The organism is Vallitalea okinawensis (assembly GCF_002964605.1).
Taxonomy (GTDB): domain Bacteria; phylum Bacillota; class Clostridia; order Lachnospirales; family PQDH01; genus Vallitalea_A; species Vallitalea_A okinawensis.
Window position 1 is genome coordinate 715192 of the sequence record NZ_PQDH01000002.1, and the last position, 13284, is coordinate 728475.

A 13284-nucleotide genomic window follows, 5' to 3' on the forward strand; every position below is an offset into this window, starting at 1 on the left:
TCCTGCCATCACTACGATTGTTGTTATTGCTATTGCTCTTTTAGTCTTAGGTTTAATCATACTAACTCCTCCTTCTTAATTTGAATAAGTTTATTTTTAATACAATAGGCTAGTTCAATCTTTTTTGTCGCCATGTTCCCCTTGAATTTAACATGAGCAACTTGACCATCTATCTTTTTGATTTTACCTGCTCCATAAGCTTTATGATGAATCTGTTGTCCAACTTCTAAACTGGAGAAGTCAAAAACTTCTTCCATCTCGTCAAGAAAGCGAGATACTGCTACTTCCTCTTCATAACGAGTACGTACAGAAGATATAAAGAGTTGTTCCTTTGCACGGGTGAGGCCAACATAAAATAATCGTCTCTCTTCTTCAATCTCATCATCGCGGTTTGACTTTTCATGAGGTATAATGCCTTCAACAACACTGATCATCCATACCACTTCAAATTCAAGACCTTTAGCACCATGCATAGTGCTAAGGGTAATCTTATCTTCATTATTAAGTTTACTGGTTTTCTTTTGGTTGTGATGCAATTCTTCTCTTACATCATCTATATGCTGCAACCAGTGTTCTAAACTCTCAAAATGCTTAGCACTTTCAACTAGTTCATCTAAAATTTCTTTTAATCCTTTGATCCCTATCTTCTTAAAATTAGCATATTCCTTTATATAATCATCATAACCAATGGTGTGACGTATATATTTAACTGCATTTACAGGACTTTTAATCTTCAGCATTATTAATTGGCCTTCTAATTCTTCAACTTTACCAATTTGCCATGATTTCAAATCTGGATGTTCATAGATGAACTTGAAAAAATCCTTAGGACTTCTTTTGAGTTCATTGATAATCCATTTACTTATATAACGTTTAGGCTTATTGGCTATTCGAACGAGGCTTTCCTTGTCTTTTTGGTCCAATGCCCCTTTTAGATAAGCGATTATATCTTTTGCAATCCAATGATCATAGATACTGGGTGCCCTATCCCTTAATATAAAAGGCAGATTATGGTCTAAGAAGGCATCGACAACAGCTCTTGCCTGTAGGTTTGTCCTAAAGATAACTGCCATCTCTTGAAAGGGGATCCCTTTTTTATTGAGATTAAGCAAGGTCTCTGCAATCTTTCTTGCTTCCTCATCTGTGTCTTCTACATGAACCACAATGGGTTCTAACCCTTTACCTCTATGCGATGTTAACGTCTTTTCATAACGTTTATTATTTTTCTTAATCACTCTCGTACTTTTTCTAACGATAGCTTCATTAGAACGATAATTAATGTTTAAAACAACTGATTGGGTACCTTCAAAGTCCTCTGGAAAATCTAATAAAAATTCTGGTCTTGCCCCTCTAAATTTATAAATTGATTGATCGTCATCTCCAACGATAAATATATTCTTTTTTGATGTCGCTAACATCTTAATAATCTCATATTGTGCACGGTTAATGTCCTGAAATTCGTCTATTAAGATATAAGGAAAACGTTTCTGCCAATAGGCAAGAAGTTGATCATTATGACTCAATATTTGGTAACAATGTGTCAACATATCATCAAAATCGAGAAGACGTTTTTCTTTTTTATAGCCCTCATACCGTTTCACAATATTGATGAAATCCTCTGAACAAAAATTCATGGGGTTATAGTATTTTAAATCAATTAACTCATTTTTCATCAGTGAAATATCATTTTGAAGTGCTTCAATAAATTCTTGCTCGTCCTCGTAATCGATACCCAGATCATGAATAATACTCTTAAATAAACCATACTTAACTTCATCCTTAATGATACTATTAACCGTATAAGGATAAACAGAACGGATAATTCGAAAGAATATAGAATGAAATGTACCGAAACTTATATTCAAGGACTTTCCCATCAATGAATGAAAGCGATTTTTCATTTCATCAGCTGCAGCCTTTGTAAATGTAATGACCAATATATCCTTAGGATGAATATTGTGTTGTTCAATCATGTGTTTTACACGATGAGTAATAACCATGGTTTTTCCTGATCCAGGACCTGCTAAAACCATCATTGGTCCATCTAAGTGTAAAACAGCCTTCCTCTGCTGTTCATTTAACATATCTAAAGACATATTCTCCACTCCCTGAAGATTATTATAACATATCACCCACCGTTTTCAACAGTAGAAGTAAAATTCAAAGCACCCAACTATTGACATAATAGTACATATCATATATATTGTATATATATTATATTAACAGTATATTCACATATGTCCTATATTGGAGAAGGAGGATTACCCATGCAACCCCTATTAGAAGTTAAAAATATATGCAAGAGATTCGACAACTTTGAATTGAAGAATATTAATTTTTCCTTAGAACCTGGCTATATTATGGGTTTAATTGGCGAGAATGGTGCAGGAAAAACAACCACTCTGAAGAGTATTCTAGGCTCCATTCACTTAGATGCTGGTGAAGTCAAGGTAATTGATAAAGAGAAAATAGGTTTTATTATAGGAGAAAACGCCTATTATGAATTGTTGTCTATCAAACAAATGGCTAAGATTTTCAGTAAGTTTTATAAAAACTGGGATAATCAACTCTTTCAAAATTACCTTAATAGATTTGAATTAGATGCTAAACAAGAAATTCGTATATTATCAAGGGGCATGAAAGTCAAATTTATGTTGTCCTGCGCATTAAGCCACGGAGCTGAATTATTGATACTGGATGAACCCACTACTGGCTTAGATCCTGTATCTAGAGTGGAAATACTAGAAATTCTACAGGAGATCATACAAGATGGCACCAGAAGTATTCTCTTCTCAACCCATATCACATCTGATTTAGAAAGAATTAGTGACTATATCACTTTTATCAATAAAGGAGAAATGGTTTTCACTTCTGAGAAGGACCGTTTATTGAATGATTTCAAATTGGTTAAAGGGAAAAAAGATCAATTACCAATGCTTATCGAAAAGGGTTATCTAGATGCACATGAGGTGAACACCTATGGATTCACTGGATTAACACAAAACGCTTCTATACTCAAAAGAAATTTTGGTGACGACATACTTATCGAAAACAGCACTATCGAAGATATTATGGTTCATTTAGTTAAGCATTTCAGACAAGAAAAGGAGGTCATATCATGCTAGGATTATTGTATAAAGATTGCTTCATTTATATCAAATCAAAAGCTTGGATTAGCTTGCTTTTTTACTACTTTATTGCCCTAGGTACATTATTGTTTTCAAACACTTCAATAGGTTTATTGATCATGGTCATGTTTGCTTTAGCTAATGGTTTAACCTATCTTGTTTGGCTTGACGATAAATACAATGCACCACTATTTCTATCAGCTTTGAATATTCATCGAAGCAAGTTGTTATTATCAAGGTACATCGTTATAACCATCATCACCTTACTATTTATAATAACTATTTCCATACCAATACTGCTCTTTTCAGAAGTTTACCAGACCCCAAGTTATATTTTACGATTACTGTATTATCTCTGCTTTGTTTATCTCCAATTAGGCATTGATATGTATATTATTAATCATCTAGGCTATAAATCTAGATGGGTATTATATATTGTCAATACTATCATAGGTTTCGTAGCAGGTTATAGTTATGGTTATTTATTCTTTTATACACCTTTAATTGAATCTTTATCCGGCATATGGCTAGGTGTATTATTACTTTTCATTGGCCTATTAATATGGTATAGTAGTTACGTTATTAATGCAAAACTATACGAAAAGATAGATTTATAGGAGGCTTATATGGATATCATTATTTCTAATGCTTCAGATGCTCCTATATATGAGCAAATTAGAGAGCAAATAGCATCTCAGATACTCAATGGTGAGTTAGGTCCAGGTACCAGCCTACCATCTATTCGTTTATTGGCTAAGGACTTAAAAATCAGTGTTATAACGACCAAAAGAGCTTATACTGAGCTGGAACGTCAAGGCTTAATCGAAACAGTTCCTGGTAAAGGTAGTTTTGTAGCTTCCATCAATCCTGGTTTAATTAGAGAAAAACAACTTGAACTTATATCTGAAAACGTGGATAATATAGTTACGTTATGTAAACAATACGATGTATCCAAAGATGAACTACTAGAAATACTTGATATTCTTTGGCAGTAGGAGGTTATAAGATGGGTATTCCCATTTTCTTTGTACTATTTATTATCTTCATCTTGGTTTTTAATTTTAAAATGAGAAAAAACGGCAAGTCTAATCGAGAAAAACTTGAAAACTATTATCAACGTGAGGAAAGAGCAATGTCCGTTCGGAAGCAACCTTTAGACGACTTAAAATTATATCGTTTAGATTTGAATAAACTACCCTTTGAAATCATCCAAACAAAGGTGTTCATGGATATAGAGAAGGATATTGTTCGTTTAAGTAAATTACCTATGGCTTCCTTCAAAGGGCAGGATAATACAGAGTTAAAGTTAAAATATGGTGTTGCCAACTTAAATACACTCATCCAATATGAAACCACTTATAATTTGATGTTACAACGTCTTGTTGAATGGTCATCCTTACTAAAAGATGAAGGTTATTCACGAGAAGCCATGGAAGTTTTGGAAGTAGGCATCCATCTTGATTCCGATATGAGTCAGAATTATTTATTACTATTAAGTATTTATGAAGAAACCAATGAAATGGATAAACTTAAAGAATTCGGCCACCTTATTCATGAAAGAAATATACTTCGTAAAGACTTAGTTCTTCAAAAATACAACGTGATTAAGAAGGAAAAAGGGTTACGTTAGAGCACGGTAAATGATAAAAAGAGCGCATTATCCTATCATCATCAATGATTTGGATATGTGCTCATTTTTATTGTTTCTTTTCTTTAGATTGATTGGATGCTTTCTTAAATATTTCACTCAACCCCATAACCAGTAAAAAAACACCGAACCCTTTCCTTAAATACTCAGGTTCAAGGGCATTGGCTAACAAAGAACCTATTACAGCTCCAGCAATACCACCAATGATTAAACCTATCAACAGGTCTTTTCTGATACGCTTAGCTTTAATATGAGCACATAGGGCAACTGTAGCAGTTGGTATAAAGTAGAGTAGGTTAATGCCCTGAGCTGTTTTCTGAGGTAGAGCTATAATTAATGTTAATGCTGGAATCAGAATCGTTCCACCACCAATGCCCATGCCACTGACTATCCCAGCTATAAATCCTATTAAAATTAAAGTAATCATGCCATTAACATCCTCACTGCCGCAATGATCATCACTGCACCAAAAATTCGATGTAGCCACTTAGCTGGAATCTTACCCAGCAGTTTTGCACCAACTAACCCACCAACTGTTCCACCGATGGCCACATACATTAATGCTCCCCAATCAATGACGCCACTTTTTATATAGACAATGGAGCTAATAACAGAAAGAGGCAAAATAACACTTATTGCTGTAGCATGTGCCTCGTGTTCTTCTACGTCTAAATACCTTTCTAAAAAAGGTACCAATATTGTTCCACCACCAGAACCAAGTAATCCATTAACAAAGCCTACTATAGTTCCTAAGATGGATGATTTACCATGTTTTCTTAAAATTCTATTTTTCAATGTTTTCCCCTTTAATAATTTGATTATTCAATTTTAACCTATCCAAGTTATGCATTTTTATAGCATGAAAACCAAGAATAAATTAAATAAAAAATCAAATAATAATGTTGATAGTATTCACTATCTTGATTAACAAGATACCAACAACAGTGATTTTTTTTAAACTTGCTGTGAATTTTAAAGGAGGATTACTCATATGACAAGTAAAGAGTTATCTTATTGCAACGATACTCTTAATGCCGAGAAAAATATCATTAAGAAATACCAGGAGTATAGTCAAGAAGTTACTGACCCTCAACTTAAGAATCTTTGTACTAAATTGGCTACAGATCATCAAAAACATTATGACCAAATCTACAATACACTCAATAGCTAAAAGGAGGATCTACAATGCGTCAAGAAAGAGAATTAATGGATGACTTACTCATAACCGAAAAAGCTTTATCCACACTTTATACAACTGCAGTTACAGAAGCAGCTACACCAAATGTACGTAATCAGTTTAAAAGTGTCTTAACTTGTGAATTAGATTTCCAAGATGAGGTTTATCAATCAATGGCAACTCGCGGCTGGTACCAACCTGCAAACGCTGAACAACAAAAGATTCAGCAAGCTCTTACTCAACATGCTCAAAAACCTCTGAATTCATAATCTAAAATACTTAAAAGTGATGGGATCCTATATTTCTCATCACTTTTTATTTATTAATAAGTTTATTTATTAACTAATTAGTTTATTTATTATACTTTTTAAACTTTTATAATCAAAGATTATATTGTATAATCTAGTAGGAAGAAAAAATGAGAGCGAGGCGTTTAACAGTATGGAGATTAAATCTAAATTTTTTGGTACAACAAAAGATGGACAAGAAGTTACACAATATACACTTATCAATAAACATGGTCATTACATGAGTGTTCTAAATTATGGAGGTATTATTACAGAAATTATGGTTCCTGATCACAAGGGAACATTGGAAAATGTGGTACTGGGATTCAATAATATAGCTGATTATGAGGAGAAATCACCTTATTTTGGTTGCATCACTGGTCGTATTGCGGGCCGTATTTCCAATTCTAAGTTTGAGATCGATGGTGAGAATTACATATTGGCAGCTAATAATAATAGTAATAACTTACATGGCGGTGTAAAAGGATTCGATAAGGTCATCTGGAGTGTTACTGAGCTTGTTGAGTCTGATTATGTAGGGTTATCTCTTAATTATCTAAGTATAGATGGTGAGGAAGGCTTCCCTGGTAATCTGGATGTTCATGTAACTTATAAGTTGACAAATGATAATGAATTGGAAATTTTCTATTCAGCCACTACAGATAAGAAGACCATTGTTAACCTCACTAATCACAGCTATTTTAATCTATCAGGTAATACTAAAAGAGATGTTTTAGATCAAACTTTACAATTTGATGCAAGTCGTTTTGGATGTGTCGATGAACAGATTATTCCAGCTGGTATATCGGATGTTGAAGGTACACCCTTTGATTTCAGAACTGCTAAAACAGTTGGGCAGGACATTAAAGCTGACAATATTCAAATTAAGAACGCTGGCGGTTATGATCACCCTTTCTTATTAGATGGTCAGAAGGAAGTTGCAGCTATACTTGAAGATCCAGAAAGTGGTCGTTACATGGAAGTCAGGACTGATCAAAAGGCTATCGTCTTCTATGCTGGTAACATGCTTGAAGAAGGCATGTCCTTATCATGCGGTGCAACATCACGTCAACATTTAGCTCTCTGCTTAGAGACTCAGTACTATCCTGATGCTATTAACCAAGATTGCTTTGAAACAGAACTATTAAATCCTGGTGAAACATATAAAGCTTATACGAAGTATAGTTTTAAGATAAGATAATTCTTTGATTAGATGATTAAAAGCCTTCTTGTTATGGATAGGAAGAAGGCTTTTATTTCTATTACTCTACATGAAGAAAAATCGGATTGGAATAAAACCATAGATTTTCCCATGCCATTTTTTCAGTGCTTTCATTAAATGGGTCCATTTTGGGATTTCCTTCTTGATCAAGATAAGAACTGTCTCCTATTCTTTGATTCGTACCCCTTAATCTAAAATATTGATTTTTTGTTGCCTCAAAGGTGTATGTCATTGAATAAAACCCATCGTCATCAAGGGTCCAATCTTTATTTGTAAAGATTTTAATAATTTCAGCTGTAGGATTAATATCCTGATTATAAGCTTCTGTTCCGGGTTCTCTTATCTCCGTTACTTCCCCCATGATTAAATCAATGTGGTCCACTTTAACTCTGTCACCATTATTATTGATCTCAGGACTTTTATATCGAAGGGCTATTGTTACATTAGCTCCATTGCTGACGGTTATTTCCTCTCCCATGGTAGCCTCTTTATTGTAATAGGATATTGTAAATTCTAAGGTCTTAATCAAATCACCTTGAACAATATAGACATTACCTGAGCGTATCCCATCAATAAGCCCCAGCTCACTGTGTTCATCAGTATACACATAGGTCTTCGTATATTCACCAGGCCAAAATGAGCTTCTTTCATGATGAAAGTCGCAACCCTGATAGACAAAGAATCGACGTCCTTCACCTAAAAGAGCATCCCATCCTCCACCTATTTTGGCTAACATATAATCTGCTCCTCCATAAGTTCTGGCTTTATAGTTGAGTTCTTTACCATGTTCAATATAATAATGCCCCCTGATTGGTTTCTTTTGATAACCGGGCATCCCTTCGAATCCAAAGCAAACATCTGGTGCTACATTATTAAAATCACGCATTTGATGAATAGGGTATATCAACGCTCTTGAAGGATGATTAAAGAAGAGGTAACTCTTACCACTGTATCGATCTTGCAAAAATTTCGCTCCTCTTACTGCATCTTCATGGGTCTTATTAAACTTAAGTAGCCCTTCATTTAAACGACTAGTATCTTTTTCATTACCTCTTCCAAAAATATACTCAAAGTCACTCATTGAGTTTTCTTCATCTTCATAGATGGCCATTCCCATATGTTCATGTCCTGGTACATTCCACTCTAAACCCTGAAGCAGAATTTTATCTTCATATTTCATACGCATATAATTGATAATTTGTAAGGATGTTTTTAGTGATTGCCATCTTGGTATGGGTTTCACTAGTTCTCTACCGAAAGGTGTTTTCTTTGTTGTTCCACCATGTTCAGCGTTTATGTAGAAATCAAGATGATAGTCATCAAATGCTTTGACTAACAACTCTTCTTGTGTATGTCTTCCATCTGTTAAGTGTGTATGAGAATGTAATTCTCCTGCTAAATATCGACCAGCCTTCTTCATGTCTAAGCTCCTCTCACTATCTGGAATTAATCAATATAGCTCAAATCAGTATGATCAATATGAGATGTATCACCAAATCTTAAGCAGTTAGGATAGATAGTGTCACCTTGATTTCCTTTAAACTCAATATAAGTTACACCTGTAGGTCGCATAGGAAAACAGGTTGCTATCATGGAAAAGGGTATATTTAGAAGATGGGCCGCCCATGCTGAACCAAAACCAGCATGACAGAACACTGCTATATTTTCATCACTAGGATTAACACAAGCAAAACGATTTCCTTCTCTTCTATAACCAAGGCTAAATAAAAATTCATCGGACTTTTCTTTTAAATTTAAAAATTTCCCTTTTATGTCTACTCCTTGATAGATAGGAGAATCATACCAGTTAGCATAGTCCTTAAAGCCTGCTTCATCAAAAACCATGTCACTATGAACTTTCCAAGGCCATTGACGATCAGGTAAACGCCAATCAACCAGCTCTTGCATCCACTCTTGGGTTGTGCAAGGAACGCCTGTTGCATCAGAAGTATATTGCATCGTGTGTTGCGCTCTTCCCATTGGCGAAGCATAAATCTTATCAATTCCTATTTTGCTTAATTTAGCAGCTAACGCTTGGGCTTCTAAATGTCCTCTTGGTTTAATGGTCTTATTCTTATAGTCAGGGGTCGCATGACGTATAATTAATAGTTTCATAGATTATTAGCCTCCTTCTTAGTGCATAACGATAAAAAACATGATATAATATGCTATATATAAATGATTTTAAAATTCTATATACTGCATGTTACCTTGATATTTAACATTTGTGAATAGTTATAAAGGAGAATAGGATGATATCAAATTATACTATAGATGATTTTTTTAAGAATCTTATATATGAGATGCAAGGTTATCAATTTAAACTTAATGATGTGTACAATATTGAATATATGAATCGATGGGAACTCCCCCATCGCCAAACTTCTAATTACAGACTGATGTATATCAGACAAGGTAGTGGTCATCTCCATTTTCCTGATAGGAGCATTCCTTTAGAAAAGGGGCGTGTTATCTTTTTTTCTCCTTTATTAAGTCATCACTCAACACAAAAGGATATTACTCCATCATTAATATCCATTAATTTTGGTATGAAAAATAGGGGGAAACAAGTATCCCCTCCTCAGCCCTATTACTTAAGTTTCATACCTGATGATCTCCATTACTATCATACTCTTTTTGAAAAACTAGCTAAGGAATATCACAAAAAAGGAGATCATCTCGATGAACTCCTTTACAGATTGACCATCAAGCAAATACTTGCCCATATCTATACCGACTGTACCCGTCGTAAGCAACATAAACCAAGCGACCATCGAATAGAAGCTGCTAAGACACTCATCAATAAGAATATTACATGTTTACCTACTATTACGGAACTTTGCGAAAAAGCAGGTTTATCTCAAGCATATTTTAGTAAGCTCTTTAAGAGTCAAGTAGGTATGACGCCAAAGCACTATATGTATAGCATGAAGATGGATCATGGAAAATATCTTCTGACGCAAATGGATTATTCTGTGAAGGAAACTGCTCTAACCCTCGGTTATTCCGATCCATATATATTTTCCAACCAATTTAAAAAAGCCTTTGGTTATCCACCATCTTTATATAAGCATTTTAAAGATGATTGATAAGCATCTTTACTTAGAAAACCTTTGGACAACTTTGCCTTGAAGTTCTTCTATACTATTTTGATACTCAAGTACTTGAACTAAATTATTCAATTCATAAGGGTCATTAATCATATCAAATAACATAGTGGGTTCATCAGTTGATGCAGTCACTATAAGCTTATATTGTTTGGTTCGTATCATTCGCCAATCATCTTTAACAACCATTTCTGCATAAACGGGATCCTTTAATTCATTCTCATATCCAATCATATACTTGGCAAAATTATTCCCTTGGAGATGCTTCTCGGAATCAAGACCTGCAAGTTCAAGGCATGTTGGATATATATCAATGCCAGATACAAGCTCTTTGGATATTTCATTTTTTCTTCCCTTTGGAACATATGTAATGAAGGGAACACCACATGATTTTTCATAAGGTAATCGCTTATTTTTAAACCCATGACTTCCTTGCATATCACCGTGGTCCGATGTAAAAATGATGGTCGTATTCTCGTATTGACCTTTCTCTTTTAATCGTTCAATAAGTTCACCTATTCCAGCATCCACCTGTGTTACCATGCCATAATATAAACGTAAATACTCTTCCATGCTTTTCCCATAACGCTTATAATCAGGGCAAGCTTCATAAGGTCTTGGACTAGGTGGTGAAAAAGTAGGTGTATAAGGATCTATATCAACGTAACCTGGTTCCATTTCAAAGATTGTCTTCTTGTAAAGAGCTGCATAGCGTTCTGATGGCTGTTCAGGATAATGAGGTGCTTGGTAAGCTACAACTTGTAAAAAAGGTTGTTCTTTTTCAAGAAAGCTATCCAACTGTTCTAAGGCAATCTGAGTGGTCACATCTGTACGATGTCCTTGGTACTCTTCACACTGATCTTGTTCATTAAAGAATAAGATATCATTTTTAAAGCCGTTATAGCATTGATAGCCTCTAAATTTCTTAAAGCCGCCTCTTATTTCACGTGGTATAGGACCTTGTCCTGTTGCTCCAAGATGCCACTTCCCAACAAAACCTGTATCATAACCTCTCTCATTAAAAGCTTCTGCTAGTGTTTTGACGTCTTTTGGCAAGGGATCATTATTTCTCAGTACCCCATTACTACTGATATACATTCCTGTGAAAAGACTTCCTCGATAAGGTCCACAGATCGGAGCATTTGAATAGCCATTAGTAAACAAAACCCCGTCCTCAGCTAACTGATCCAAATTCGGAGTTTGAACCTGAGGGTTAATTTTACCTAAAGCATATTTATGCATTTGATCTGCGAATATAATAAGAAAATTCATACCTTCACCTACCTCAACCATTTATGTTCGTTATAACGATTTTTTAGTGCTTCTGCCAATTCTTTTGCTACTTTATTATCTTTAGCAACTATGTTTATGAGTTCATTTGGGTCTTCTTCTAGATTAAATAATTCATTTTCATCATTATAATGCTCAATGTACTTATACCTATCAGTACGTATACATCTAAAATGGCGCTCAGCTACTACTATATGTTGCCTATGCTGCTGCTTCTTAGCAATAAGCAATCCTTTAAAGGAACGACCGTCCATTCTGTTGATGTACCCTAATCCAGCTAATTCTTGTATGGTTGGATTCAAATCAATGAGTTCAATTAATGCCTCTGACCTCCCTTGCTTAACATCAGGACCTGCAATAATTAAAGGAATACGAATAGCTCCTTCATAAGGAACATGTTTATTATATAGGTTAAAATCACCTATCATTTCTCCATGATCACTTGTAAAGATAATATAGGTATTCTCCAAACAGGCTTTCTTTTCAAGTGTTTCCATCAGCCTTCCTATTTGATTATCGATCAACTGTATATAAGCACAGTACTGTTGCCTAGCTCTTTGAATTTCTTCTACAGCCATGTCTTGCTGACGTCTTTTAACCCACTGGGGTTTATTGGCTGCATCAATATCCACTGGGTCTGGCATTTCCCGATCTAAGTATTGATCAGCATATCTCTTTGGAGGATCGAAAGGATCATGTGGTCCAGGAAAACTCACAAAAAGATGCCATGGGAAATCTTCATCCATTTCATTAATAGCCTTTATGGTCTTATCAGCAACAAAAACATCAGCATAATCTTCTTCATTCAAACAGCTGTTTTCTATAAGATTTCTATAAAATCCTTTTCTTTTAAAATCCATTCGATGCTCATGGAAAGTTGTAAGTAATCCTTTATCATGAAGGTATTGGGTATAAGGTCCAATAGGTTCTTCTGTATTAGCAGCATGCATCTTACCCTCGACTTCAAAAGGCTTAGTAAAACCAAAGGCATAATTGCATGGTCGATCTCCTTTTATCCCATTGAACTTAGAGGGCTTAGCTAAATCCAATTTACCTACACATCCTACATGATAACCTTCATCCCGTAGTGCTTGATAATAAGTTTTAATACCCAATGGTAAGTATGCATTGTTATCTAAAGCGCCAATATTGGATGGTTGCATGCCTGTTGCAAGACCTATCCTCGCTGGTGCACATATGGGTGAATTGGTAAAGCAGTTAGAAAACACCATCCCTCTTTTAGCTAGTTTATCAATGTGGGGGGTATTCACATGAGTAGCGCCATTTATACCAATATAATCATTCCTCATCTGGTCTACCATAATCATCAGTATATTAGGTTGTTGATTATTCATTAAAGCATCTCCTTATTCATATATTTAAGTTGAATATAAAATACAACCAGTTATCGCTATACTGTAATGA

General features: G+C 34.7%; 15 protein-coding genes. 8 read left to right on the plus strand and 7 right to left on the minus strand.

Annotated elements, in window-relative coordinates; translation table 11 throughout:
• Window positions 1-56: 56 nt before the first annotated feature.
• Entirely contained in the window at window positions 57-2096 is a 2040-nt protein-coding gene (locus C1Y58_RS08235) for an ATP-dependent helicase (RefSeq protein ID WP_105615534.1), read from the minus strand.
• A 171-nt stretch (window positions 2097-2267) separates the two neighbouring features.
• Here C1Y58_RS08235 and C1Y58_RS08240 point away from each other — a divergent pair, with 171 nt between their 5' ends.
• The 4 genes from C1Y58_RS08240 to C1Y58_RS08255 are packed head-to-tail and all read left to right on the plus strand — an operon-like array spanning window position 2268 to window position 4758.
• Window positions 2268-3125 (plus strand): ABC transporter ATP-binding protein, encoded by an 858-nt coding sequence (locus C1Y58_RS08240; protein WP_105615535.1) that lies wholly within the window; start codon window positions 2268-2270, stop codon window positions 3123-3125.
• Window positions 3119-3745, plus strand: coding sequence for an ABC-2 transporter permease (locus C1Y58_RS08245; protein WP_105615536.1), 627 nt, complete (start codon window positions 3119-3121; stop codon window positions 3743-3745). Before C1Y58_RS08240 ends, C1Y58_RS08245 begins: the two co-directional genes overlap by 7 nt.
• A 9-nt stretch (window positions 3746-3754) precedes the next feature.
• Complete coding sequence (locus tag C1Y58_RS08250) at window positions 3755-4123, plus strand: GntR family transcriptional regulator (protein ID WP_105615537.1); 369 nt, start codon at window positions 3755-3757, stop codon at window positions 4121-4123.
• Between the two features lie 11 nt (window positions 4124-4134).
• On the plus strand, window positions 4135-4758 hold the full coding sequence (locus C1Y58_RS08255; protein ID WP_105615538.1) for a hypothetical protein: 624 nt from the start codon (window positions 4135-4137) through the stop codon (window positions 4756-4758).
• 67 nt (window positions 4759-4825) lie between these two features.
• On the opposite strand, the gene C1Y58_RS08260 is transcribed toward C1Y58_RS08255, so the two are convergent.
• Window positions 4826-5203, minus strand: a complete 378-nt coding sequence (locus C1Y58_RS08260; protein ID WP_330404406.1) for a sulfite exporter TauE/SafE family protein — start codon at window positions 5201-5203, stop codon at window positions 4826-4828.
• Window positions 5200-5571, minus strand: coding sequence for a sulfite exporter TauE/SafE family protein (locus C1Y58_RS08265; protein WP_242985360.1), 372 nt, complete (start codon window positions 5569-5571; stop codon window positions 5200-5202). Before C1Y58_RS08265 ends, C1Y58_RS08260 begins: the two co-directional genes overlap by 4 nt.
• Before the next feature lie 196 nt (window positions 5572-5767).
• Here C1Y58_RS08265 and C1Y58_RS08270 point away from each other — a divergent pair, with 196 nt between their 5' ends.
• The 3 genes from C1Y58_RS08270 (at window position 5768) to C1Y58_RS08280 (ending at window position 7441) form a co-directional block, all read left to right on the plus strand.
• Window positions 5768-5947: a ferritin-like domain-containing protein gene (locus C1Y58_RS08270; RefSeq protein ID WP_105615539.1), complete on the plus strand. Its 180-nt coding sequence runs from the start codon at window positions 5768-5770 to the stop codon at window positions 5945-5947.
• 14 nt (window positions 5948-5961) lie between these two features.
• On the plus strand, window positions 5962-6222 hold the full coding sequence (locus C1Y58_RS08275; RefSeq protein WP_105615540.1) for a spore coat protein: 261 nt from the start codon (window positions 5962-5964) through the stop codon (window positions 6220-6222).
• Between the two features lie 172 nt (window positions 6223-6394).
• Window positions 6395-7441 (plus strand): aldose epimerase family protein, encoded by a 1047-nt coding sequence (locus tag C1Y58_RS08280; protein ID WP_105615541.1) that lies wholly within the window; start codon window positions 6395-6397, stop codon window positions 7439-7441.
• A gap of 61 nt (window positions 7442-7502) precedes the next feature.
• Here C1Y58_RS08280 and C1Y58_RS08285 read toward each other — a convergent pair whose 3' ends face one another.
• On the minus strand, window positions 7503-8882 hold the full coding sequence (locus C1Y58_RS08285) for a CehA/McbA family metallohydrolase domain-containing protein (protein WP_105615542.1): 1380 nt from the start codon (window positions 8880-8882) through the stop codon (window positions 7503-7505).
• 26 nt (window positions 8883-8908) lie between these two features.
• Window positions 8909-9577 (minus strand): histidine phosphatase family protein, encoded by a 669-nt coding sequence (locus C1Y58_RS08290; RefSeq protein ID WP_105615543.1) that lies wholly within the window; start codon window positions 9575-9577, stop codon window positions 8909-8911.
• A gap of 137 nt (window positions 9578-9714) precedes the next feature.
• Between C1Y58_RS08290 and C1Y58_RS08295 the strand changes: the two genes are divergently transcribed.
• Window positions 9715-10551: a helix-turn-helix domain-containing protein gene (locus C1Y58_RS08295; RefSeq protein WP_105615544.1), complete on the plus strand. Its 837-nt coding sequence runs from the start codon at window positions 9715-9717 to the stop codon at window positions 10549-10551.
• A 9-nt stretch (window positions 10552-10560) separates the two neighbouring features.
• Here the strand turns inward: C1Y58_RS08295 and C1Y58_RS08300 are convergent, their stop codons facing one another.
• Together C1Y58_RS08300 and C1Y58_RS08305 are read right to left on the minus strand one after the other, a co-directional pair.
• Window positions 10561-11841 (minus strand): sulfatase-like hydrolase/transferase, encoded by a 1281-nt coding sequence (locus tag C1Y58_RS08300; protein ID WP_170311554.1) that lies wholly within the window; start codon window positions 11839-11841, stop codon window positions 10561-10563.
• Window positions 11842-11849: 8 nt separating this feature from the next.
• Complete coding sequence (locus tag C1Y58_RS08305; protein ID WP_105615546.1) at window positions 11850-13214, minus strand: sulfatase family protein; 1365 nt, start codon at window positions 13212-13214, stop codon at window positions 11850-11852.
• Between the last annotated feature and the right edge of the window lie 70 nt (window positions 13215-13284).

Excerpts from the sequence above, each read along its gene's own strand:
- C1Y58_RS08235 (WP_105615534.1), bottom strand. The coding sequence starts at position 2,096 with ATGTCTTTAGATATGTTAAATGAACAGCAGAGGAAGGCTGTTTTACAC.
- C1Y58_RS08295 (WP_105615544.1), top strand. The coding sequence starts at position 9,715 with ATGATATCAAATTATACTATAGATGATTTTTTTAAGAATCTTATATAT.
- C1Y58_RS08290 (WP_105615543.1), bottom strand. The coding sequence starts at position 9,577 with ATGAAACTATTAATTATACGTCATGCGACCCCTGACTATAAGAATAAG.
- C1Y58_RS08280 (WP_105615541.1), top strand. The coding sequence starts at position 6,395 with ATGGAGATTAAATCTAAATTTTTTGGTACAACAAAAGATGGACAAGAA.
- C1Y58_RS08245 (WP_105615536.1), top strand. The coding sequence starts at position 3,119 with ATGCTAGGATTATTGTATAAAGATTGCTTCATTTATATCAAATCAAAA.
- C1Y58_RS08285 (WP_105615542.1), bottom strand. The coding sequence starts at position 8,882 with ATGAAGAAGGCTGGTCGATATTTAGCAGGAGAATTACATTCTCATACA.
- C1Y58_RS08255 (WP_105615538.1), top strand. The coding sequence starts at position 4,135 with ATGGGTATTCCCATTTTCTTTGTACTATTTATTATCTTCATCTTGGTT.
- C1Y58_RS08240 (WP_105615535.1), top strand. The coding sequence starts at position 2,268 with ATGCAACCCCTATTAGAAGTTAAAAATATATGCAAGAGATTCGACAAC.
- C1Y58_RS08300 (WP_170311554.1), bottom strand. The coding sequence starts at position 11,841 with ATGAATTTTCTTATTATATTCGCAGATCAAATGCATAAATATGCTTTA.
- C1Y58_RS08250 (WP_105615537.1), top strand. The coding sequence starts at position 3,755 with ATGGATATCATTATTTCTAATGCTTCAGATGCTCCTATATATGAGCAA.
- C1Y58_RS08305 (WP_105615546.1), bottom strand. The coding sequence starts at position 13,214 with ATGAATAATCAACAACCTAATATACTGATGATTATGGTAGACCAGATG.
- C1Y58_RS08260 (WP_330404406.1), bottom strand. The coding sequence starts at position 5,203 with ATGATTACTTTAATTTTAATAGGATTTATAGCTGGGATAGTCAGTGGC.
- C1Y58_RS08275 (WP_105615540.1), top strand. The coding sequence starts at position 5,962 with ATGCGTCAAGAAAGAGAATTAATGGATGACTTACTCATAACCGAAAAA.
- C1Y58_RS08270 (WP_105615539.1), top strand. The coding sequence starts at position 5,768 with ATGACAAGTAAAGAGTTATCTTATTGCAACGATACTCTTAATGCCGAG.